We start from the raw sequence: 20277 nt of genomic DNA, 5'->3' as shown, positions 1-20277 counted from the left end.
GGTCAGTTGTTCCTTTCGAGGAGACGGCCGGAGGGCTCGGCCAGGGTGCCGCGGTCGTTGATCTTCTCGCCGCGCAGCCAGGTGGAGGTGACCACGCCGTGGAGGGTCCTGCCCGCGTAGGCGGTGATGCGGTTGCGGTGCTGGAGCTCGACGGGGTCGACGGTGAAGGTGGCGTCGGGGTCGACGACGGCGAAGTCGGCGTCGCGTCCGGCCTCGATGGCGCCCTTGCGGTCGAGGCCGGCGAGGCGGGCGGGGCCGGCGGACATCCAGCGGACGACGTCCTCCAGCGAGTGGCCGCGGCGGCGGGCCTCGGTCCAGATGGCGGGGAGTCCGAGCTGCAGCGAGGAGATCCCGCCCCAGGCGGAGGAGAAGTCGGGCGTCTTCAGGTCGGCCGTCGACGGCGAGTGGTCCGACACGATGCAGTCGATCACGCCGTCGGCCAGGCCCTGCCAGAGGGCGTCCTGGTTGGCGGCCTCGCGGATCGGCGGGCAGCACTTGAACTCGGTCGCCCCGTCCGGGATCTCCTCGGCGGTGAGGGTGAGGAAGTGCGGACAGGACTCCACGGTCACCTTGAGGCCGTCGGCCTTGGCGGCGGCGATCAGCGGCAGCGCGTCCGAGGAGGACAGGTGCAGGACGTGGACGCGGGCGCTCAGCCGCCGGGCCTGGTCGATCAGGTTGGCGATGGCCGTGTTCTCGGCGTCACGCGGCCGGGAGGCCAGGAAGTCGGCGTACTGCTCCGAGGACTTCTGCGGCGCCGCCGCGAGGTGGTGCGGGTCCTCGGCGTGCACGATCATCAGTCCGTCGAAGCCGGCGATCTCCGCGAGCGACCGCGCCAGCTGCTCCTGGTCCAGCTCGGGGAACTCCTCCACGCCCGACGGCGAGAGGAAGCACTTGAAGCCGTAGACGCCGGCGTCGTGCAGCGGGCGCAGGTCCTTGACGTTGTCCGGCAGGGCGCCGCCCCAGAAGCCGACGTCGACGTGGGCCTTCGTCCGGGCGACGTCCTGCTTGACCCGCAGGTTCTCCACCGTCGTCGTGGGCGGCAGCGAGTTGAGCGGCATGTCCACGATGGTGGTGATGCCGCCGGCGGCGGCCGCGCGGGTGGCGGTCCAGAAGCCCTCCCACTCGGTGCGGCCCGGGTCGTTCACATGGACGTGCGAGTCGACGAGGCCCGGCAGGACGACGTCGTCGCCGACGTCCTCCAGTCGGGCACCGGCGGGAACCTCGGCCTCGTACGGCAGCACCGCCGCGATCGTCCCGCCCGAGACGGCGATGGCCGCCGGCCGCGTGCCCTCCGGGGTGATGACCCGTGTCGAGCGCAGTACCAGGTTGACGTCCACCATGCCCCTTTCCCGTTCCGCTTCCACGAAGCAGAATTTCAACGAACTGTTGAAGGAGTCTGCGGCCGGGACGAGATGCCCGTCAAGGGCCCACCCGGTCGGCCGTCCCTCCGCGGAACCGCCTTAGACGTTTCCACAAAGTGGAATGCGAATTTCGTAGAGTAGAAGGTATCTCCGCACAGGCGGGGTCGTCCAGATCCTGCGGAGCAGCCGCCGACAACGGACAAACACCCCGCTGACCGGCCCGGACGCCAGGCCCCGCACACGGTGCCCGGCGCGGCGGACCGGTAGGCTGCTGCCTTGCCCGCCTGCCCCGAAAGGACCGTTGACGTGCCGACGTCCAGCGCCAGCACCACCGACGCCGCCAAGCCCGCCGCGAGCGGCGGCGTCCAGTCCCTCGAGCGCGCCTTCGATCTCCTGGAACGGATGGCCGACGCCGGGGGCGAGGTCGGGCTGAGCGAGCTCTCCGCCAGCAGCGGACTTCCGCTGCCCACCATCCACCGTCTCATGCGCACCCTGGTCGCCTGCGGTTACGTCCGCCAGCAGCCCAACCGTCGGTACGCGCTCGGCCCCCGCCTCATCCGCCTCGGCGAGTCCGCCTCCCGGCTGCTCGGCACCTGGGCCCGCCCCTATCTGGCGCGGCTCGTCGAGGAGACCGGCGAGACGGCGAACATGGCGCTGCTCGACGGCGACGAGATCGTGTACGTCGCCCAGGTGCCGTCCAAGCACTCCATGCGCATGTTCACCGAGGTCGGCCGCCGGGTGCTGCCGCACTCCACCGGCGTCGGCAAGGCGCTGCTGGCGCACACCCCGGACGACGAGGTGCGCGCCCTGCTCTCCCGGACCGGGATGCCGGCCGCCACCGAGAAGACCATCACCACGCCGGACGGCTTCCTGGCGGCGCTCGCGGCGGTCCGCGAGACGGGGTACGCGGTCGACGACAACGAGCAGGAGATAGGGGTCCGCTGCCTCGCGGTCTCCGTCCCCGACTCCCCCACGGCGGCGGCCATCTCCATCTCGGGCCCGGCGGGGCGGGTGACGGAGGCGGCCACGGAGAAGATCGTCCCCATCCTTCAGCAGGTGGCCCGAGAACTCTCCACGGCCCTCACCAACACGACGGCGAACGGCCAGGCGTAGGCCCCGCCCGCACCACCGCGGCCTGCGCCCGGCGCCGCCGCCGTTTCGTTGTGGGCGATCGTTCCGCTGGGGCGATGGGGGTCCCCCCTGCTCGAGCGAAGCCGAGAGCTTGGGGGAGGGTGGGCACAACGGAACGGCACCCTCAGCGGTGCCTCCGCGCCCCGAGCCTGGACCCGCACCGGTACGGCCTCGTGCACGGGGTGCGGGTTCAGGCGCAGAAGCCTGGGCCCGGCAAGCGGCGCCGTTCCGTGCCCACCCGTTCCGCCCCTGCGGAACGCCTGCCCACACGGAGGCCCGGCGGAAGGGCCGCCCCGCAGCCGACCCCGGCGCGGAAGCCGGGCGTGCAGGGTGGGCCCCTGCGGAACGCCTGCCCACACGGGGGACCCGCAGAAGGCGCCGCCCCGAAGACCCGGGCCCGGCGCGGAAGCCGGACGTGCAGGGTGGCCCCGCCCTGCGGAACGCCTGGGGCCACACGGGGAGGCCCGCCCCCCGCGGGGGGGTCAGGCGGGGGTGGGGAGGGTGGCGCGGCCGTCCTGGACGGTGATCGTGGCGTCCGCCGCCCCCAGGTGCCCCTGGTCGTGGGTGACGAGCAGCGTCGCCGTCCCCCGCTCCCGCGTCAGCCTCGCGAGGAGCGCGACGATCGCCGCGCCCCGCTCGTGGTCCAGCGCGCTCGTGGGCTCGTCGACGAGGAGGACCGACGGCTCGTTCATCAGCGCCCGGGCGATGTTGACCCGCTGCCGCTGCCCGCCGGAGAGCTGGTGCGGCCGGCGCGCGGCCCGGTCCGCGAGGCCGACCGCGTCGAGGAGGTCCAGGGCCCGGTCGCGTACCGACTTCGGCGGACGGCCGGACAGGTGCGCCATCACCTGGAGCTGTTCCGCCGCCGTCAGCGAGGGCAGCAGGTTCGGCTGCTGGAAGACGATCCCGATCGAGGTCCGGCGGAGCTCCGCCCGGCCCGCCGCGTCGAGCCCCGCCGTGTCCGTGCCGGCCACGACGACCCGGCCCCGGTCCGGGGTGACGAGCGTCGCGGCGACGGCGAGCAGGCTGGACTTGCCGGAGCCGGAGGGGCCGACGACGGCGGTGAGCCGGCCCGGCGGGACGGTGAGGGAGACGTCGTCGAGGGCGGTCAGCCGTCCGTCGCCGTCCGGGTAGGTGAGGGTGACGGCATCGAGTGCGAGGCTCATCGGACGCTCCCGAGCGCGGTGAGGGGATCGACGGCGGTGATCCGCCGGATGGACAGGGCGGAGCCGACCGCGCCGAGCACGATGATGACGGCGGCCGGCCCGAGGACGGTGAGCGGCGAGAGGACGAACGGCACGTCGCCGCCGCTGACGAGCGCGCCGATGCCGAGCGCGAGACCGGTGCCCAGCAGCGTTCCCGCCACCAGCATCAGCACCGCCTGCCCGAGCGCGTCCCGCAGCAGATAGGGCGTGGAGGCGCCGAGCGCCTTGAGGACGGCGACGTCCCCGCTGCGCTGGATGGTCCAGACGGTGAAGAAGGCCCCTATGACGAGCGCGGAGATCACGAAGAGGAAGCCGCGCATCAGCTGGAGGGAGCCGTTCTCGGCCTGGTAGGACCCTATGGCGCCGAGGGCGTCGTCGACGGTCCGCGCCTCGGTGCCGGCGGCCGCGTCGCCGGCGGCCCAGTCGGCGCCGGCGCCGCGCAGGGCGATCACCGTCGCCTGCGCCTCCGTCGTCGTGCCGCTGTGGCCGAGCCGCTGCCAGTCGTCGAGCGACGTCCACACGACGGGCGTGTGGCTGTACGAGGCGTCCCCGGCCACGGCGGCGACGGTGACCTCCAGCGGGCCGAGCCGGACCGTGTCCCCGGCGCGCGCGTCCAGTTCCTCGGCCGCCGACCCGGACAGGACGGCCCGGCCCGGCGCGACGGCTCCGGGCGCGAGGCCGTCGCCCGGCTCCGTACCGAACGCGGAGACGGCGGCGGTCCGCTCGCCCGCGACCGCGTTGAGCGTGCGGATGCCGAGCGGCGCCGCGCCGGTCACGCCGGGCCGCTGCGCCCACGCGCTCCACTGCTCCTCCGTCACCGTGGAGTTGGTGAACGAGACCGACTGCCCCGCGGGCGGCGCCGCGAAGGCGATCCGGTCGGCGGGCAGGCCGGTGATCGCGGAGACGTTCTCCCGCGCGAGTCCGGCCGTCAGCCCGGATAGGAGCCCCACGAGCAGGGTGATCAGCACGATCACCGTGCCCATGAGGGCGAACCGCCCCTTGGCGAATCTCAGGTCTCTCCATGCCACGAACATGGGGCCAAGCCTGGCCGCCGGGACCCCGCGCGGACATCGCGCCACGGATGGCTCCGTATTCAAACTTTCGGTTGAGCCGCCATCCCTCGTCCCTGCCTACGCTGGTCAGGTCATGGATCCACGCAGTCTCACCCCCGCCCTCCGCGCCCTGCGCCTCTGCCTCCACCTCCTGATGGGGGGGCTGCTGGTGCTCGCCGCGGTCCGTGCCCACTCCACGGCCGGGACCGTCCTCGCGGTCCTGACCGGCGCGGTGTACGCGGCCGGGGCCTGGCTGCCCTCCGTACGGCGGTCGCAGCGGGCCGCCGCCGGCTGGCTCGCGGTCCTGGCGCTCGCCTGGCTGGCGCTGCTGTGGGCGACGCCGGAGGCGCTGTGGCTCGCCTTCCCGCTGTACTTCCTCCAGCTGCATCTGCTGCCCACCCGCTGGTCGCTGCCGGCGGTGGCGCTGACGGCGGGCGCGGCGATCCTCTCGTACGTCGGGCACGGCGCCGCGCTGAACCCGGGGGTCTTCATCGGGCCGCTGCTCGGCGCCGCCGTGGCCGTGGCGACCGTCCTCGGCTACCAGGCGCTGTACCGGGAGAGCGAGCGGCGGCGGCGCCTCATCGAGGAGCTGATCGCGACCCGCGCCGAGCTGGCGGCGGCCGAGCGGCACGCGGGGACGCTGGCCGAGCGGGAGCGGCTGGCCCGGGAGATCCACGACACGCTCGCGCAGGGGCTCTCCTCGATCCAGCTGCTGCTGCGGGCGGCCGAGCGGGCGCTGCCCGCGGGTTCGCCGGCGGCCGGGCACATCGACCGGGCGCGGCAGGCCGCGCAGGACAACCTGGCGGAGGCGCGCCGGTTCGTGCGGGCGCTGACGCCGCCGGATCTGGAGCACGGTTCGCTGGCGGCGGCCCTGGAGCGGTTGTGCGAGCCGGGCCCGGGGCCGCGGGCCCGGTTCTCGGTGAGCGGGACGCCGGTGGAGCTTCCGACGCCGTACGAGGTGGCGCTGCTGCGGATCGCGCAGTCGGCACTGGGCAACACGGTGCGGCACGCCGCGGCCTCGCGGGCGGAGATCACCTTGTCGTTCATGGACGCGTCGGTGACGCTGGACGTGGTCGACGACGGGCGGGGCTTCGACCCCGCCTCCGTGCACCCGTCCTCGGACGGCGGTTTCGGGCTTCCGGCGATGCGCTCGCGGGCGGAGTCGCTGGGCGGCACGTTCACCGTCGAGTCGGCGCCCGGCCAGGGCACCGCCGTCGCCGTCTCCCTCCCCCTTCCCGCCGGAGCCGCCGTATGACCGTCCGACTTCTCCTCGCCGACGACCACCCGGTGGTGCGGGCGGGGCTGCGCGCGGTCCTGGACACGGAGCCCGGCTTCACCGTGGTCGGGGAGGCGGCGACGGCGGAGCGCGCGGTGGAGCTGGCGGCGGCCGGGGGCGTGGACGTGGTCCTGATGGACCTCCAGTTCGGCGCGGGGATGCACGGTTCGGAGGCGACGGCGGCGATCACCGCGCTGCCGGGCGGGCCGCGGGTGCTGGTGCTGACGACGTACGACACGGACGCGGACATCCTGGCGGCGGTGGAGGCCGGCGCGTCGGGCTATCTGCTGAAGGACGCGCCGCCGGAGGAGCTGGCGGCGGCGGTGCGGACGGCGGCGGCCGGCCAGTCGGCGCTCGCGCCGGCGGTGGCGCACCGGCTGATGGACCGGATGCGGACCCCGGCGGAGGCACTGACCAAGCGGGAGCTGGAGGTGCTCCAGCTGGTCGGCGAGGGGCTGTCGAACCAGCAGATCAGCAAGGTGCTGTTCCTCAGCCAGGCGACGGTGAAGTCCCATCTGGTGCACGTCTTCGCCAAGCTGGGCGTGGACTCGCGGACGGCGGCGGTGGCGGCGGCCCGCGAGCGGCGGCTGATCCGGCGCTGACCCTCAGGAACCGGGTCGCTGGGGCGGCAGGGCGGGGCCGAAGAGTTCGACGGCGTGGCGGACGGCCGCGAGGGCCTCGGCGAGGGCGCTGACGGAGCCGAGCGAGCCGGCCACGAGGAGCAGGCTGCGGCGCAGCCGCCACACCTCGGGGGCGCCGCTGACGGCCATCGCGTCGAGCGCCGCGAGCTCGTCCTCGGCGATCTCCCGGTCGGCGAGCTCCACCCGGTGGCCGGCCAGTTCGCGCCGGAGGCGGGCCACGGCGGACCGGAGTCCGGCCACCCTCGGGTCCACTGTCTCGCCGGTCACTGGCCTCTGCTCCACGCTCCGCACCACGGCCCCCACTCCCGGACGTCCGCTCCGGGACGTCCGCCGCCGACTGGCTCCGGGCGGTGGTCGGGCGCCCTGAGTGGGGGTCAGTTAACCCCTCGGCCGCCCGGCGGGGAAGAGGCCGGGAGGCGCATTCATGCGACCGTGTCATTCCGTGTCATGAGGTAAGCAGTCCTCATGACGAAGACTGTCTCTCCCTCTCCTTCCTCCCCTTCCTCCCCGCCGCTCGTCGCCGGACTGCTGCTGGCCGCCGGCGGCGGGCGCAGGCTCGGCGGGCGGCCGAAGGCGCTGCTGCCGTACCGGGGCCGTCCGCTGGTCGAGCACGCGGTGCGGGTGCTGCGCGAGGGCGGCTGCGCGGTGGTGCACGTGGTGCTGGGGGCGTCGGCGGAGCGGGTGCGGGAGCGGGCCGAGCTGCCGGGGTGCGTCCTGGTGGAGAACCCGGCGTGGGCGGACGGCATGGGGGCGTCGCTGCGGGTCGGCCTGGCCTCGCTGGCGGCGGATCCGCGCGGGGTGGACGCGGCGCTGGTGTCGCTGGTGGACCAGCCGGGGATCGGGGCGGCCGCGGTGGCCCGGGTGCGGGCGGCGTACGGGGCGCGGGACGCGCTGGCGGCGGCCTCGTACGACGGGAGGCGGGGCCATCCGGTGCTGTTCGGCGCGGACCGGTGGGCGGGGATCGCGGCGGTCGCGGAGGGCGACCGGGGGGCGCGGGACTACCTGGCGGCGCACCGGGAGGCGGTCGCGCTGGTGGACTGCTCGGACGTGGCGGAGCCCTTCGACATCGACACGGAGGCGGACCTGTACCGGCTGGAGGGGTGAGGCGGTCCGGGTGCGGGCACCTGGAGTGAGGGGGCTGGCACCCGGAGCCATGTTCTGTCGACCCGAAGAATCTCGACATCAACAAACGATTGAACTTCCACCATGAGGAAACTAATATCCACTGCATAGAAGCGCCTGATCCCCTGTGAAGGCGCTCGCGGCCGTATCTCGGCACCCGCGGCACTCCGTGCCGTCTGTGACGCCCGGCGGCCGCCAGGCACCGCACGCGTAGTCCGCTGAAGGAAGTGACAGGTCATGTCCGCACCAGCGCCGTCCCCCCTGGCCGTCGTCGACGCCGAGCCCCTGCCGCGCCAGGAGGAGGTGCTGACGGAGGCGGCCCTCGCCTTCGTCGCCGAGCTCCACCGCCGGTTCACCCCGCGCCGGGACGAGCTCCTCGCGCGCCGCGCCGAGCGCCGCGCCGAGATCGCCCGCACCTCGACCCTCGACTTCCTGCCGGAGACCGCGGCGATCCGCGCCGACGACTCCTGGAAGGTCGCGCCCGCCCCGGCGGCCCTGAACGACCGCCGCGTCGAGATCACCGGCCCGACCGACCGCAAGATGACCATCAACGCGCTCAACTCCGGCGCTAAGGTGTGGCTCGCGGACTTCGAGGACGCCTCGGCGCCCACCTGGGAGAACGTGGTCCTCGGCCAGGTCAACCTGATCGACGCCTACACCCGCGCCATCGACTTCACCGACGCCCGCACCGGCAAGTCGTACGCCCTCAAGCCGGCCGAGGAGCTCGCCACGGTCGTCATGCGGCCGCGCGGCTGGCACCTGGAGGAGCGTCACCTCACCTTCGAGGGACGGGCCGTGCCCGGCGCGCTCGTCGACTTCGGCCTGTACTTCTTCCACAACGCGCAGCGCCTGATCGACCTCGGCAAGGGCCCGTACTTCTACCTCCCGAAGACCGAGTCGCACCTGGAGGCCCGCCTCTGGAACGACATCTTCGTCTTCGCCCAGGACTACGTCGGCATCCCGCAGGGCACCGTCCGCGCCACGGTCCTCATCGAGACCATCACGGCCGCGTACGAGATGGAGGAGATCCTCTACGAGCTCCGCGACCACGCCGCCGGCCTCAACGCGGGCCGCTGGGACTACCTCTTCTCCATCGTCAAGAACTTCCGTGACGGCGGCGCCGAGTTCGTCCTCCCGGACCGCAACGCGGTCACGATGACGGCCCCGTTCATGCGCGCGTACACCGAACTCCTCGTCCGCACCTGCCACAAGCGCGGCGCGCACGCGATCGGCGGCATGGCGGCCTTCATCCCGTCCCGCAAGGACGCCGAGGTCAACAAGGTCGCCTTCGAGAAGGTCAAGGCCGACAAGGACCGGGAGGCCGGCGACGGCTTCGACGGCTCCTGGGTCGCCCACCCCGACCTGGTCCCGATCGCCATGGCCTCCTTCGACGCCGTCCTCGGCGACAAGCCGAACCAGAAGGACCGGCTGCGCGAGGACGTCTCCGTGGCCCCCGGCGACCTCATCGCCATCGACTCGCTCGACGCCAAGCCCACCTACGACGGCCTGCGCAACGCCGTCCAGGTCGGCATCCGCTACATCGAGGCGTGGCTGCGCGGCCTCGGCGCCGTCGCCATCTTCAACCTGATGGAGGACGCGGCCACCGCCGAGATCTCCCGCTCGCAGATCTGGCAGTGGATCAACGCGGGTGTCGTCTTCGAGAACGGCGAGACCGCGACCCCGGAGCTGGCCCGCAAGGTCGCCGCCGAGGAGCTGGCCGCCATCCGCGCCGAGATCGGCGAGGAGGCGTTCGCCGCCGGCAAGTGGCAGCAGGCCCACGACCTCCTCCTGCACGTCTCCCTCGACGCCGACTACGCGGACTTCCTCACCCTCCCCGCGTACGAGCAGCTCGTCGGCTGATCTCCCGCACGCCCCCGTCCAGGGCCCGTCCCTCCCGGTGAACGCACAGCTCCGGGGAGACGGGCCCTGGCGCGTCACAGGGGACGTGACGCAACCGAGATATGCAGCTACCTAGCGGTAATAAGTCAGCGCGTGCGAGATTCCGCCATGCCACCGGCCGGCGGCTGTCCCCCACGTCACTGCGTCCCCGCAGGAGCACACAGCCATGCCCTCGACCCCCCACCGCGCGCTGCGCGCCCTCCTGGCCCTGTGTACCGCCGCCGGTCTCGCCTCCGTCGCCGCCCCCGCCGCCCAGGCCTCCCCCGGCAGCGGCCCCACCGCCGTCGTCGCCATGGGCGACAGCTACATCTCCGGCGAGGCGGGCCGCTGGCTCGGCAACAGCCTCACGAACTCCGGCGGCCGCGACGGCACCGACCGCGCCTGGACCGGCAGCGGCTACGACCCGTCCCGGGTGTACGGCCCCACCGCCGGCGGCTGCCACCGCTCGGACGTCTCCGAGGTCAGGAGCGCCGGACCGATCGCGAGCACCCTGATCAACCTGGCCTGCTCCGGGGCCACCACGGCGAACGTCGTCCGCGCCGCACAGGGCGGCCAGGCGTACAAGGGAGAGGCGCCGCAGGCCGACCAGCTGGCCGCCGTCGCCGCCACGCACGACGTGGAGCTGATCGCCCTCTCCATCGGCGGCAACGACCTCGGCTTCGCCGACATCATCACCACCTGCGCGACCGATTACATCGTCTGGTACTCGTACTGCCACGACGACCAGCAGGCCGAGGTCGACGCCCGGATCGACGGCGTGATGGCCGGCGTCGGCAAGGCGGTCGACGAGATCCGGGCCGTGATGACCGGCGCGGGCTACGCGGCCTCCGACTACCGGATCGTGCTCCAGTCGTACCCGTCGCCGATCCCCCGCGCCGCCGAGAACCGCTACTCCGAGAGCGGCTGGTCCCGGACGAACACCGGCGGCTGCCCGTTCTGGAACAAGGACTCCGACTGGGCGCGGGACTCCCTCGTCCCCCAGCTCGCGAACCGACTGCGGCAGGTGGCGGTGGCGAAGGGCGCCCAGTTCCTCGACCTGCGGGACACGCTCCAGGGCCGCGAGGTGTGCGCGAAGGCGAGCCGTCAGGTGACGGCGGCGCTGCCGCCGTCGGGGGCGGCGAGCGAGTGGGCGCGGTGGATCGACAGCCAGTCCACCCAGGGCCTCGTCCAGGAGTCCATGCACCCCAACGCGTACGGCCAGCAGGCGCTCGGGCGCTGCCTCGCGCTGATCCAGGCCGTCCCGACCGGCCACCGGGCCTGCCGCAACACGGCGGGCGCGGGACCGTCCGGGATGTACCTCACGGCGGGCTGAGTCTCCTCACGGCGGGATGAGGCGCGGGCTCGGACGCCTCACGGCAGGCTGATGCCGAGCGGGCCGAGGGCCCGCTCGGTGCCGTGCCGGTCGGCCCCGGCCATCGCCTCGACCAGGGCGGCCGAGCCGCCCGGCCAGTCGGCCGCCGCCGCGTCGAAGGCGGCCCGCCGGGACTCCAGCGGGCCCTTCTTCGCGGGCAACCGGTCGAGGACGCGCAGGGCCCGGGACGACACCGGCACCTGGAGCGGCTCCGCGTCCTCGCCGCGCACCCGGAGGGCGTCCAGGGCGTAGGCGCCGACGACCGGATCGCGCAGCGCCCCGCGCAGGGCGGAGGGCGGCGCGGCGGCCGTGTCGAGGAGCCCGAACAGGGCGCGCACGGCGGCCCCTTCGGAGGCGTGGGCGTGGACGGCGCCGAGCGCGGCCAGCAGCTCCGACCAGGCGTCGGCGGTCTCCCCGCGCGCGTGCAGCCAGTCGGCGAGCACGCGCGCGGCGGCCGGATGCGGCCACTGCGCGGCGGCGGTCACCAGCTCCTTCGCGGTCCAGGCGGCGGCCTCGGCCGCGGTGGGCGCGGCGATCCGGCGCACCCGGAGCAGGTAGCGGACGGTGGCGGCGCCGCGCGGGGTGAGGCCGAAGGCGTCGCCGGAGCGCAGGACGAGGCCGGTGGCGGCGAGCCGGTCGGCGACGGCGGCGAGGTCGCGGGCCGGGCCGTCCAGCCGGGCCCGGTCGTCCTCGGTGATCCCGGCGGAGCCGAGCAGCCGGACGAGTTCGGGCACGGGCGGGGTGACGTAGTCGCCGGTGGCGCCCTCGGGGACGGGGACGGGCACGTCCTCCAGGGCCGGGTCGACGGTCCAGTCCTCGTACTCGGCGGCGCGGCGGGCGATCGAGTCGGCGGCGCAGCCGCGCTGGTAGAGCGCGTAGAGCAGGTGCGGTGCCTCGCCGCCGTACGGCTCGTACTCCTCCTCGGCGAGTTCCTCGACGGCGGCGAGCAGCGCGTCGGCGTCCCGTTCGGTGTCGCCGGCCGGGCCGTCGTCGGCCGGCGGCGGGACGGCGACGGAGGGGTCGCCGTAGTAGTCCATGTGCTCGTCGAGGAGGGCGTCGGCGAGGACGAGGTGGGGGAAGTCGTCGGGGCCGGGAGCGAAGCGGGCGAAGGGGCCGGCGAGCTCGTCGGCGAGGCCGGCGGCGGTCCAGCGGTCGAGGAGCGCGGCGGTGACGCGGCCGATGCCGGCGGCGACGGCGTGGTCGGTGAGGAGCGGGCCGGCGGCGGGCGGCTGCTCGGCGTCGCGGACGTAGGCACGGGCGACGGCCTCGGCGAGCACGGTCTCGGCGAGCGCGGTCCGTCCCATGAGGTCGGCGCGGAGGACTCCGTCGGGCAGCGGCGCCCCGTCGAGGGCGCCGATCCGCCGCCGTACGTCGTCGGCGTCGGCGAGGTCGGCGCCGACGGTCCGCAGCAGCGAGGCGTACCAGCGGTGCCAGGTGAGGTTGCCGGGGTCGGTCATGGCCCGTTCGAAGTCGGGCCCGGCCTCGGCGACGACGGCGGCGACGCGCTGCCGCAGCTCGCCGTCGAAGCAGCCGGCGAGGGCGCCGACGACGGCCGGGTAGGCGGGGAGGTCGCCGGGCGGGGCGTAGACGAAGGCCGGCAGGTCCTCCACGAGCAGCTGCCGCACGAGGCGCGGGTCCGGCTCGGGCAGCCCTGCGGTCCGGTCGGCGCCGCGCAGGGCGAGCAGCCCCAGCACGGCTTCGGCGGCCCGCGCGAAGGCCGGGTCGCGGTGCTCCGGCCTGCCGTCGAGGAGCGCCAGGAACTGGTCCAGCCCGGTATTGGTGAGAACGGTCTCGGCCACGGTTCCAGGGTAGTTCGGGGGCGCCGGGAACGGCCTGAGGGACACCCCCGGCGGTGTTCAGCGGACGACGACGGTCCGGGGGGCGGAGAAGTCGCCCCAGGTGCCGTCGGGGAGGCGGGCGCGGAGGGTGAGGGTGAGGGTGGTGCCGGGGCGGGCCTGGGCCGGGAAGGTGTAGGTGGCGCGGCCGGGGGGCGGGGTGGTGCCCCAGACGACGGTGGTGGCGAAGCGGCCGTCGATGTGCAGTTCGTGGTGGGTGACGGGGGCTCCGGTGCCGGGCGGGGTCCAGGTGAGGGTGATCTCGCCGTCGGCGGAGGCGGCGGCGAGGGCGCGCGGGGAGGTGTTGGGGGGCGCGCCGGGGGCGGCGGGGGTGGTGAGGTCGGCGGGGGCGGTGTCCGGGGAGGAGTTCTCGGCGGCGTCGCGGGCGCGGAGGGTGAAGGAGTAGGCGGTGCCGGGGCGCAGTCCGGTGACGCGGGCGGTGGTGGCGGAGCCGGGGGCGGTGTGGACGCGGACGCCGGCCTGGTGGACGTCGTAGGCGGTGACGCGGGTGTCGTCGCGGGAGGGGGTCCAGGTGAGGACGGCGGCGTCGGGGCCCGCGGGGGTGGCGCGGAGGGTGCCGGGGGCGGTGGGGGGTTCGCGGTCCTCGGCGGTGGCGCGCAGGGTGGTGGCGGGGACGGCGGGGGTGGGGGGCGAGGTGTTGCCGGCGGCGTCGCGGGCGCGGACGGCGAAGGTGTGGCGGGTGCCGGGGGCGAGGCCGGTGACGTCGGTCATGAGGGTGCCGGCGGGGAGTTCCCTGACCTGGCGGCCGTCCTGGAGGACCTGGTAGCCGGTGACGGCGCGGTCGTCGGTGGCGGCCTCCCACATGACGTGCACGGTGGTGGCGCTGCCGGAGGTGGCGGTGAGGCCGGTGGGGGGTGCGGGCGGGGTGGTGTCCGGGGGCGTCCCGGCGGTGCAGGCGACGAGGAGCGCCGCACTTGTCAACAGGCTTGCGGCGAGCGGGCGTTGCACGGGCCGGCCTCCGTCCGTCGAAAAGGTCCAGACCTATATCGCACGCCTGGGGAGGGGTGCGCAAGGGGGCTTCACGGGGGCGTTGTCAGGGGGGTGCGCTTCACTGGAACCGTTACTCTCCGTAGTCGATTCTTGGGGGGATCATGACGGACCGTTCGCTGTACGTGTCGCCGGCCGGGGTCCGGCGGCGCGGCTGGACCGACGCGTTGATGCGGGAGCTGCTGGGGCTGCCGGACGTGCAGGGGCGCGACCCGCGGCGGTACGCGCCGCGGCCGGTGCGGCTGTATCTGCTGGCTCGGGTGGAGGCGGTGGAGCGGACGCCGGAGTTCGCGGCGGCCGCCACGGCGCTGGTGGAGGCGCGCCGGAGCGCCGCCGTCGGGGTGCTGGCCGGGAGGCGGCGGGCCGCCGTGCTCGCGGCGATCCGGGCCGAGCCGATCGAGGTGCCGCGGCTGCCGGCGGCCGAGCTGGAGCGGCGGGCGGTCCGCCACCGGCACCTGCTGGCCGCGCGCGCCCCGGCCGGGCGGGGCGGCCCGGCACCGGCCGGCTCGCTCGTCCGGTGGCAGGTGGGCTATCTGCGGCAGGCGCTGGCGCGGTACGAGACGCTGCTCGACGGGTTGTACGGCGACACCGGCCGCCGCGAGGCCGAACGGCTGCTGCGGCGCAGGCTGTACGAGGCGATCGCCGCCGCGTACCCGGCGCTGGCCGGGGAGTGCGCCCGGCGGATCGCCCTGGAGTCGGCGTGAGGGCGGCGGGCACGACGCCGCCCCGGGTCCCGCGGCGTGCGCGGGGCCCGGGGCGGGCGGGGCGGTTCCTCGGACGGGTCCTAGTGGGCGTGGACCGTCTTGGCGCGGGTCTCGGAGATCTCCTCGCCCGGCTCCATCGGGGCCGTCACCTCGTCGTCGTCCCGGCGCCCGCCGAAGTGGTTGAAGACCACGTTGAGCAGGACGGCCGCCACGCAGCCGGTGGAGATGCCGGAGTCCAGGATGATCTGCGCGGTCTCCGGGAAGGCGTGGTAGAAGTCCGGCTTGGTGATCGGGATGATGCCGACCGCCAGCGAGACGGCGACGATGAGGACGTTGTTGTCCTTCTCCAGGCCGGCCTTGACCAGGGTCTGGATGCCGCTGGCCGCGACCGAGCCGAAGAGGACGACGCCGGCGCCGCCGAGGACCGGGCGGGGCACCACCGAGATCAGCGAGGCCATCACCGGCGAGAGGCCCATGAGGACCAGCAGGCCGCCGCCGCAGGCGACGACGAAGCGGCTGCGGATCCGGGTCATGGCGACCAGGCCGACGTTCTGGGCGAAGGCGCTGCACATGAAGCCGTTGAAGAGCGGGCTGATCGCCGAGCCGAGGGTGTCGGCGCGCAGACCGGCCGCGATGGTCTTCTCGTCGGCGGGCCGCTCGACGATCTCGCCGAGCGCCAGCATGTCGGCGGTCGACTCGGTCATCGAGACCAGCATGACGACGCACATGGAGACGATCGCGGCCAGGGCGAACTGCGGGGCGCCGAAGTGGAAGGGGCTGGGGAAGCCGACCAGGTCCGCCTCGGTCACCGGGGTGAAGTCGGTGACGCCGAAGGGTATGGCGATCAGCGTGCCGAGGACGAGGCCGACGAGGACCGCGATCTGCTTGAGGAAGCCGCGGGTGAAGCGGCGCAGCAGCAGGACGATCAGGAGGGTGACGGCGGCCAGGCCGAGGAATCTGCCCGAACCGTAGTCCTCCGCCGCGGGGTTGGGCCCCTGGGCCCAGCCGAAGGCGACCGGCAGCAGCGAGACGCCGATCAGGGTGATGACGGTGCCGGTGACGACCGGCGGGAAGAACCGCACCAGCCGGGAGAACCAGGGCGCGGCGAGGAAGCCGAGGAGACCGGCGACGATGATCGCGCCGAAGATGACGGGCAGCGCGTCGGCCTTGTCCTCGGTCGTGTCGACGATGGCGAGCATCGGGGCCACGCCGGCGAAGGTGACGCCGTTGACGAACGGGAGCTTGGCGCCGATCTTCCAGACGCCGAGGGTCTGGAGGAAGGTGGCGAGGCCGGCGGTGAAGAGGCTGGCGCCGGTGAGGAAGGTGAGTTCGGTGCCGGAGAGGCCGACGGCCGCTCCGACGATCAGCGGCGGGGCCACCACGCCCGCGTACATGGCGGCCACGTGCTGGAGGCCGCTGGTGAACATCTTCAGTGGGGGCAGGGTCTCGTCGACCGGATGCTTGGTCCGGTCTTCCGGGGCGGTGCCTGCGTCTTGTGCATTGCGAACCTGGGGCTCGTCGGCCACGGCGGTTCCTCCGGTCGGGTACACGTCGGCGGTGACGCGGGTGTCAGGGAGGTGGTGCGATGCGGTGCGAAGTGCAGGAGGTGCGGCTCGGTGCGGGGTGGTGCGGTGCGCCGGAGGAAGGGGTGCGGCGCGGTGACGGGGCGCCCGGTGGGGGTGCGGGCACGGGTCGCCGTCCCGGGGGGCGCCGTACGACTGGTGCGTACGGCGCCGCCCGGTCGGGCTGCCGCGGACCCCGCTCGGGTCCGCGGCGACCGGTCGGGGGCCGTCCCCCCCGACCGGACTCCGGGGGGAGCGTCAGCCCTGGGCCGCGATGCGGGCCAGGCGCTGCGCCTCCGTGCGCGCGTCCCGCGCGATGGTGTCCTCGTCGACGGTGAGCAGGCGGTTGTTCTCCACGATCTGCTTGCCGTTGACGAAGGACGCGGTGACCGGGGCCGCCGCGCCGAAGACGATGGCGGTGACCGGGTCGGCGATCGACGAGTGGCCGAGGCCGTCGATCTTCCAGAGGACGAAGTCGGCGAGCTTGCCGGCCTCCAGGGAGCCGATGTTGTCGGCGCGGCCGAGGACCTGCGCGCCGCCGTAGGTGCCGAGGCGGAGGGCCTGGCGGGCGTTGAGCGCGGATTCGCGGTGGGCGCCCAGGCGGTTGATGAGGAGCGCGTTGCGCAGCTCGGTGTGGAGCTCGCCGGACTCGTTGGAGGCGGTGCCGTCGACGCCGAGGCCGACCGGGACGCCCGCCTTCAGCATGTCGGGGACGCGGGCGATGCCGGCGGCGAGGCGCGCGTTGGACGACGGACAGTGGGCGACACCGGTCTTCGTGCGGGCGAAGGCGGCGATGTCGGAGTCGTTCATGTGGACGCAGTGCGCCATCCACACGTCCTCGCCGAGGAAGCCGGTCGACTCGAAGTAGTCGGTCGGGCCCATGCCGAAGAGCTCGTGGCAGAACTTCTCCTCCTCCACGGTCTCCGAGCCGTGGGTGTGCATGCGCACGCCGAGGCGGCGGCCGAGGGCGGCGCCCTCGCGGAGCAGCTCGGTGGAGATGGAGAAGGGCGAGCAGGGGGCGACGGCGACCTGCGTCATCGAGTCGAAGGAGGCGTCGTGGTGCTTCTTGACGGTCTCCTCGGTCGCGGCGAGCGCGCCCTCGGTGGTCTCGACGGCGAAGTCCGGCGGCAGGCCGCCGTCCTTCTCGCTGCGGTCCATGGAGCCTCGGGCCAGGGTGAAGCGCACGCCCATCTCGGAGGCGGCGCCGATGATGGCGCCGGAGAGGTCGCCGGAGCCCCGCGGGAAGACGTAGTGGTGGTCCATGGCGGTGGTGACGCCGCCGCGGGCCATCATGGCGAGCGAGCCCTGGGCGGCGACGCGCACCATCTGCTCGTCGATCCGCGCCCACGTGGGGTAGAGCGCGACCAGCCAGTCGAAGAGGTTGTGGTCGGTGGCCAGGCCCCGGGTGATCCACTGGTAGAAGTGGTGGTGGGTGTTGACCAGGCCCGGGGTGATCAGGTGGCCGGTGGCGTCGATCCGCCGGACCACGTTCTCCAGGTTCTCGGGGGCCTTGCCGGCGCCGAGGGACTCGATCCTGTTGCCGGCGACGACGAGGTGGCCGGAGGCGTACTCGGTGTCGTGCGCGTCGACGGTGGCGATCGCCGCGTTCTCGATGACGATGCGCTGGGCTGCCGAAGGTGCTGCCATGGCGGTGCTTCCTTCATTCCTCATGGGTGGGGTGGGCACGGCAGGACCCTAGGAGGATTTGAGTGCCGGGGCCGTCTGACGGCTCCGGGTGCCGAGATGGTGGAAGAAGAGGTTCAGCAGGACGGCGACGAGCGCGCCGGCGCTGATGCCGGAGCCGAGCACGGTCTGCGCCCAGGCGGGGAATCCGGCGTAGAAGGTGGGAGCGGCGAGCGGGATGATGCCCGCGCCGAGCGCGACGGCCACCAGGATGATGTTGGAGCTGTCGTCGAGTCCTGCCTCGGAGAGGGTCCGGATGCCGCTGACCGCGATGGAGCCGAAGAGGACGATGCCGGCGCCGCCGAGGACGGGCATCGGGACCAGGGAGACGACCGCGCCGAGGACCGGGAAGGCGCCGAGCACCAGGAGGGCGCCGCCGGCGACGGCGACCACGTAGCGGGAGCGGACCCGGGTGAGCGAGACGACGCCGACGTTCTGCGCGAAGGCGGAGGTCGGGAAGCCGCCGAAGACGGGGCCGAGCAGGGTGGCGATGCCGTCGGTGCGCAGCCCGCGGGTGATGGTCTTCCCGTCGCTGGGCCGGTCGCAGATCTCGCCGAGGGCGAGCATGCCGGCGCTGGACTCGGTCATCAGGACCAGCATCACGATGCACAGGGAGAGGATCGCGGCGGGCTGGAACTCGGGGGCGCCGAAGGCGAAGGGGGCGGGCAGCGCGGCGACGGGCGCCTCGCGCAGGGCGGTGAAGTCGGCCATCCCGAACGGGATCGCGGCGAGGGTGCCGATGAACAGGCCGAGGAGCAGGGCGATCTGCTTGAGGAAGCCGCGGCCGAAGCGCTGGAAGAGCAGGACGACGACCAGGGTGAAGCCGGCGAGCGCGAGGTGCTTCATGGCGCCGAAGTCGGCGGCGGTCTTGTCGCCGCCCTGGGCCCAGCTGACGGGCACCGGCATCAGGGTGACGCCGATCAGGGTGATGACGACGCCGGTGACGAGCGGCGGGAAGAAGCGCAGCAGCCGGCCGAAGAAGGGGCCGACGGCGAGGCAGAAGACTCCGGCGACCATGACCGCGCCGTAGATGGCGGGGAGCTGGTGCCCGGGGGCGCTCGTCTCGGCGATGGCCAGCATGGGGGCGATGCCCGCGGAGGAGGCCGCGTTGACGAACGGGAGCCGGTTGCCGGCCAGGTTCCGCACGCCGAGGGTCTGCAGGATGGTGGCGAGACCGGCGATCAGCAGGCTCGCCGCGATGAGCCGGGTCATCCCGGCCGCGTCGAGGCCGACGGCCTGGCCGATGATGAGCGGAGGGGTGACGACGCCCGCGTACATGGCGGCGATGTGCTGGAGTGCCGCGGGGACGAGCCGCGAGGCGGGGAGTTTCTCGTCGACCGGATGGCAGACGGCCTGGGACGGGGCCGTGCTGGACGACGGGGTGGGACACGGGCCTTCGGCGGACGCCGGCCCCGGTGCGGGCAGTGCCATGCTGGGTTCCCTCCGGTCTGGTGCCGGTCCCCGCCCGACTGCGGGCGGGCGGGGACCGGGTCACTCAGTGCCGCTCAGAGATGTGGTGCCGCTCAGAGATTGGTCATGTCGACCGGGATGAGCGCCTCGGCGCCGTCACGCAGGACCGTGGCCTCGATGAGGCCGTACATACGGTCCGCGGCGTAGTAGACCTCGTTGTCGTTCTTCAGCCCGAAGGGCTCCAGGTCCACCAGGAAGTGGTGCTTGTTGGGGAGCGAGAAGCGCACCTCGTCGATCTCCGCGCGGTGGTTGATGATCCGCGTGGCCATCTGGTACAGGGTCTGCTGGAGGGAGTACGAGTACGTCTCCGCGAAGGCTTCCAGCATGTGCTTCCTGGTCTGCTCGTAGGACCGCTCCCAGTGGGGCATGCGCTGCTCGTCGTCGGTCCAGTTGAACCGCCAGCGGCCGGACACCTGGGTGGCCAGGATGCGGTCGTACGCCTCCTGGAGGGTGGTGTACTGGTCCTTGATGTAGCCCCAGAACTCCGAGTTGGTGGAGTTCATGACGACGAGGTCCTTGAGGCCGGAGATGACCTCCCACTTCTCGCCGTCGTAGGTGATCTGGGTGACGCGGGTCTCCTGGCCCTTGCGCGCGAAGGAGTGGTTGACCTCGTCGGCGCCGATGAACTTGGAGTTGGCGTCGGAGGAGGCGATGCGCTCCCAGGCGTACTCCTCGATCCGGATCCGGGCCCGCTTGATCGGCTCCTGGCTCGTCACGAAGTGGCGGGCGAGGTGGATGCCGAACTGCTCGGCGGACTCGATGCCGTACTCCTTGGCGAACGCGAAGACGGTGTTCTTCGTCGTGTCGGTGGGGAGGCAGTGGGCGTTGGAGCCGGTGAGGTGGACGTCGTCGAGGTCGCCGGAGAGGGCGACGGAGACGTTCAGGTCCTTGATGTGGTGGGTGGCGCCGTCCCGCGTGATCTTGACGACGCGGTTCTCTGCTTTGCCGTACTGGTTCTGGCCGAGAATCGTGGGCATGTC

Annotated in this window: 17 protein-coding genes; 7 read left to right on the top strand and 10 right to left on the bottom strand. The window is 73.7% G+C overall.

Going from position 1 to position 20277, the window contains the following annotated elements:
- Positions 1 to 2 precede the first annotated feature (2 nt).
- Positions 3 to 1340: an allantoinase AllB gene (allB, locus tag ABFY03_RS29280; protein ID WP_346171208.1), complete on the bottom strand. Its 1338-nt coding sequence runs from the start codon at positions 1338 to 1340 to the stop codon at positions 3 to 5.
- A 327-nt stretch (positions 1341 to 1667) separates the two neighbouring features.
- On the opposite strand from allB, the gene ABFY03_RS29275 reads away from it, so the two are divergent.
- Entirely contained in the window at positions 1668 to 2474 is an 807-nt protein-coding gene (locus ABFY03_RS29275) for an IclR family transcriptional regulator (RefSeq protein ID WP_319009220.1), read from the top strand.
- A gap of 500 nt (positions 2475 to 2974) precedes the next feature.
- Here ABFY03_RS29275 and ABFY03_RS29270 read toward each other — a convergent pair whose 3' ends face one another.
- Positions 2975 to 3655, bottom strand: coding sequence for an ABC transporter ATP-binding protein (locus tag ABFY03_RS29270; protein WP_319009219.1), 681 nt, complete (start codon positions 3653 to 3655; stop codon positions 2975 to 2977).
- Positions 3652 to 4728 carry an ABC transporter permease gene (locus ABFY03_RS29265; RefSeq protein ID WP_319009218.1) on the bottom strand — a complete coding sequence of 359 codons (1077 nt, stop codon included), beginning with the start codon at positions 4726 to 4728 and terminating at the stop codon, positions 3652 to 3654. Before ABFY03_RS29265 ends, ABFY03_RS29270 begins: the two co-directional genes overlap by 4 nt.
- A 112-nt stretch (positions 4729 to 4840) precedes the next feature.
- Between ABFY03_RS29265 and ABFY03_RS29260 the strand changes: the two genes are divergently transcribed.
- Positions 4841 to 6001, top strand: a complete 1161-nt coding sequence (locus tag ABFY03_RS29260; RefSeq protein ID WP_319009217.1) for a sensor histidine kinase — start codon at positions 4841 to 4843, stop codon at positions 5999 to 6001.
- Positions 5998 to 6624, top strand: a complete 627-nt coding sequence (locus ABFY03_RS29255) for a response regulator transcription factor (protein WP_319009216.1) — start codon at positions 5998 to 6000, stop codon at positions 6622 to 6624. The genes ABFY03_RS29260 and ABFY03_RS29255 overlap by 4 nt, the downstream gene beginning before the upstream one ends.
- Positions 6625 to 6627: 3 nt before the next feature.
- On the opposite strand, the gene ABFY03_RS29250 is transcribed toward ABFY03_RS29255, so the two are convergent.
- On the bottom strand, positions 6628 to 6957 hold the full coding sequence (locus tag ABFY03_RS29250; protein ID WP_319009215.1) for a DUF5955 family protein: 330 nt from the start codon (positions 6955 to 6957) through the stop codon (positions 6628 to 6630).
- 171 nt (positions 6958 to 7128) lie between these two features.
- On the opposite strand from ABFY03_RS29250, the gene ABFY03_RS29245 reads away from it, so the two are divergent.
- The 3 genes from ABFY03_RS29245 to ABFY03_RS29235 all read left to right on the top strand — a co-directional run bounded on the left by ABFY03_RS29245 (position 7129) and on the right by ABFY03_RS29235 (position 10996).
- Positions 7129 to 7767 carry a nucleotidyltransferase family protein gene (locus ABFY03_RS29245; RefSeq protein WP_319009214.1) on the top strand — a complete coding sequence of 213 codons (639 nt, stop codon included), beginning with the start codon at positions 7129 to 7131 and terminating at the stop codon, positions 7765 to 7767.
- Between the two features lie 255 nt (positions 7768 to 8022).
- Positions 8023 to 9645, top strand: a complete 1623-nt coding sequence (gene aceB, locus ABFY03_RS29240) for a malate synthase A (RefSeq protein ID WP_346171207.1) — start codon at positions 8023 to 8025, stop codon at positions 9643 to 9645.
- A gap of 205 nt (positions 9646 to 9850) precedes the next feature.
- Complete coding sequence (locus tag ABFY03_RS29235; protein ID WP_319009212.1) at positions 9851 to 10996, top strand: GDSL-type esterase/lipase family protein; 1146 nt, start codon at positions 9851 to 9853, stop codon at positions 10994 to 10996.
- A gap of 38 nt (positions 10997 to 11034) precedes the next feature.
- Here the strand turns inward: ABFY03_RS29235 and ABFY03_RS29230 are convergent, their stop codons facing one another.
- The gene (locus tag ABFY03_RS29230) at positions 11035 to 12834 is read right to left on the bottom strand and encodes a hypothetical protein (protein WP_346171206.1); all 1800 of its coding nucleotides are present in this window, start codon (positions 12832 to 12834) and stop codon (positions 11035 to 11037) included.
- A 57-nt stretch (positions 12835 to 12891) separates the two neighbouring features.
- Positions 12892 to 13839, bottom strand: coding sequence for a fibronectin type III domain-containing protein (locus ABFY03_RS29225; protein ID WP_346171205.1), 948 nt, complete (start codon positions 13837 to 13839; stop codon positions 12892 to 12894).
- A gap of 143 nt (positions 13840 to 13982) precedes the next feature.
- Between ABFY03_RS29225 and ABFY03_RS29220 the strand changes: the two genes are divergently transcribed.
- The gene (locus tag ABFY03_RS29220; protein WP_319009209.1) at positions 13983 to 14582 is read left to right on the top strand and encodes a hypothetical protein; all 600 of its coding nucleotides are present in this window, start codon (positions 13983 to 13985) and stop codon (positions 14580 to 14582) included.
- 80 nt (positions 14583 to 14662) lie between these two features.
- On the opposite strand, the gene ABFY03_RS29215 is transcribed toward ABFY03_RS29220, so the two are convergent.
- From ABFY03_RS29215 to pucL, 4 genes are all read right to left on the bottom strand, one after another.
- Positions 14663 to 16009 (bottom strand): nucleobase:cation symporter-2 family protein, encoded by a 1347-nt coding sequence (locus ABFY03_RS29215; protein WP_319009262.1) that lies wholly within the window; start codon positions 16007 to 16009, stop codon positions 14663 to 14665.
- Positions 16010 to 16402: 393 nt separating this feature from the next.
- The gene (locus tag ABFY03_RS29210; protein WP_346171204.1) at positions 16403 to 17791 is read right to left on the bottom strand and encodes an 8-oxoguanine deaminase; all 1389 of its coding nucleotides are present in this window, start codon (positions 17789 to 17791) and stop codon (positions 16403 to 16405) included.
- A gap of 48 nt (positions 17792 to 17839) precedes the next feature.
- On the bottom strand, positions 17840 to 19258 hold the full coding sequence (locus ABFY03_RS29205; protein WP_346171203.1) for a nucleobase:cation symporter-2 family protein: 1419 nt from the start codon (positions 19256 to 19258) through the stop codon (positions 17840 to 17842).
- Between the two features lie 92 nt (positions 19259 to 19350).
- Complete coding sequence (gene pucL / locus ABFY03_RS29200; RefSeq protein WP_319009206.1) at positions 19351 to 20274, bottom strand: factor-independent urate hydroxylase; 924 nt, start codon at positions 20272 to 20274, stop codon at positions 19351 to 19353.
- Positions 20275 to 20277: the final 3 nt, after the last annotated feature.

Source organism: Streptomyces roseofulvus (assembly GCF_039534915.1).
GTDB lineage: Bacteria > Actinomycetota > Actinomycetes > Streptomycetales > Streptomycetaceae > Streptomyces > Streptomyces roseofulvus.
The sequence above is the reverse complement of the archived record's forward strand: the minus strand, read 5'-3'. Positions and strand labels throughout refer to the sequence as shown.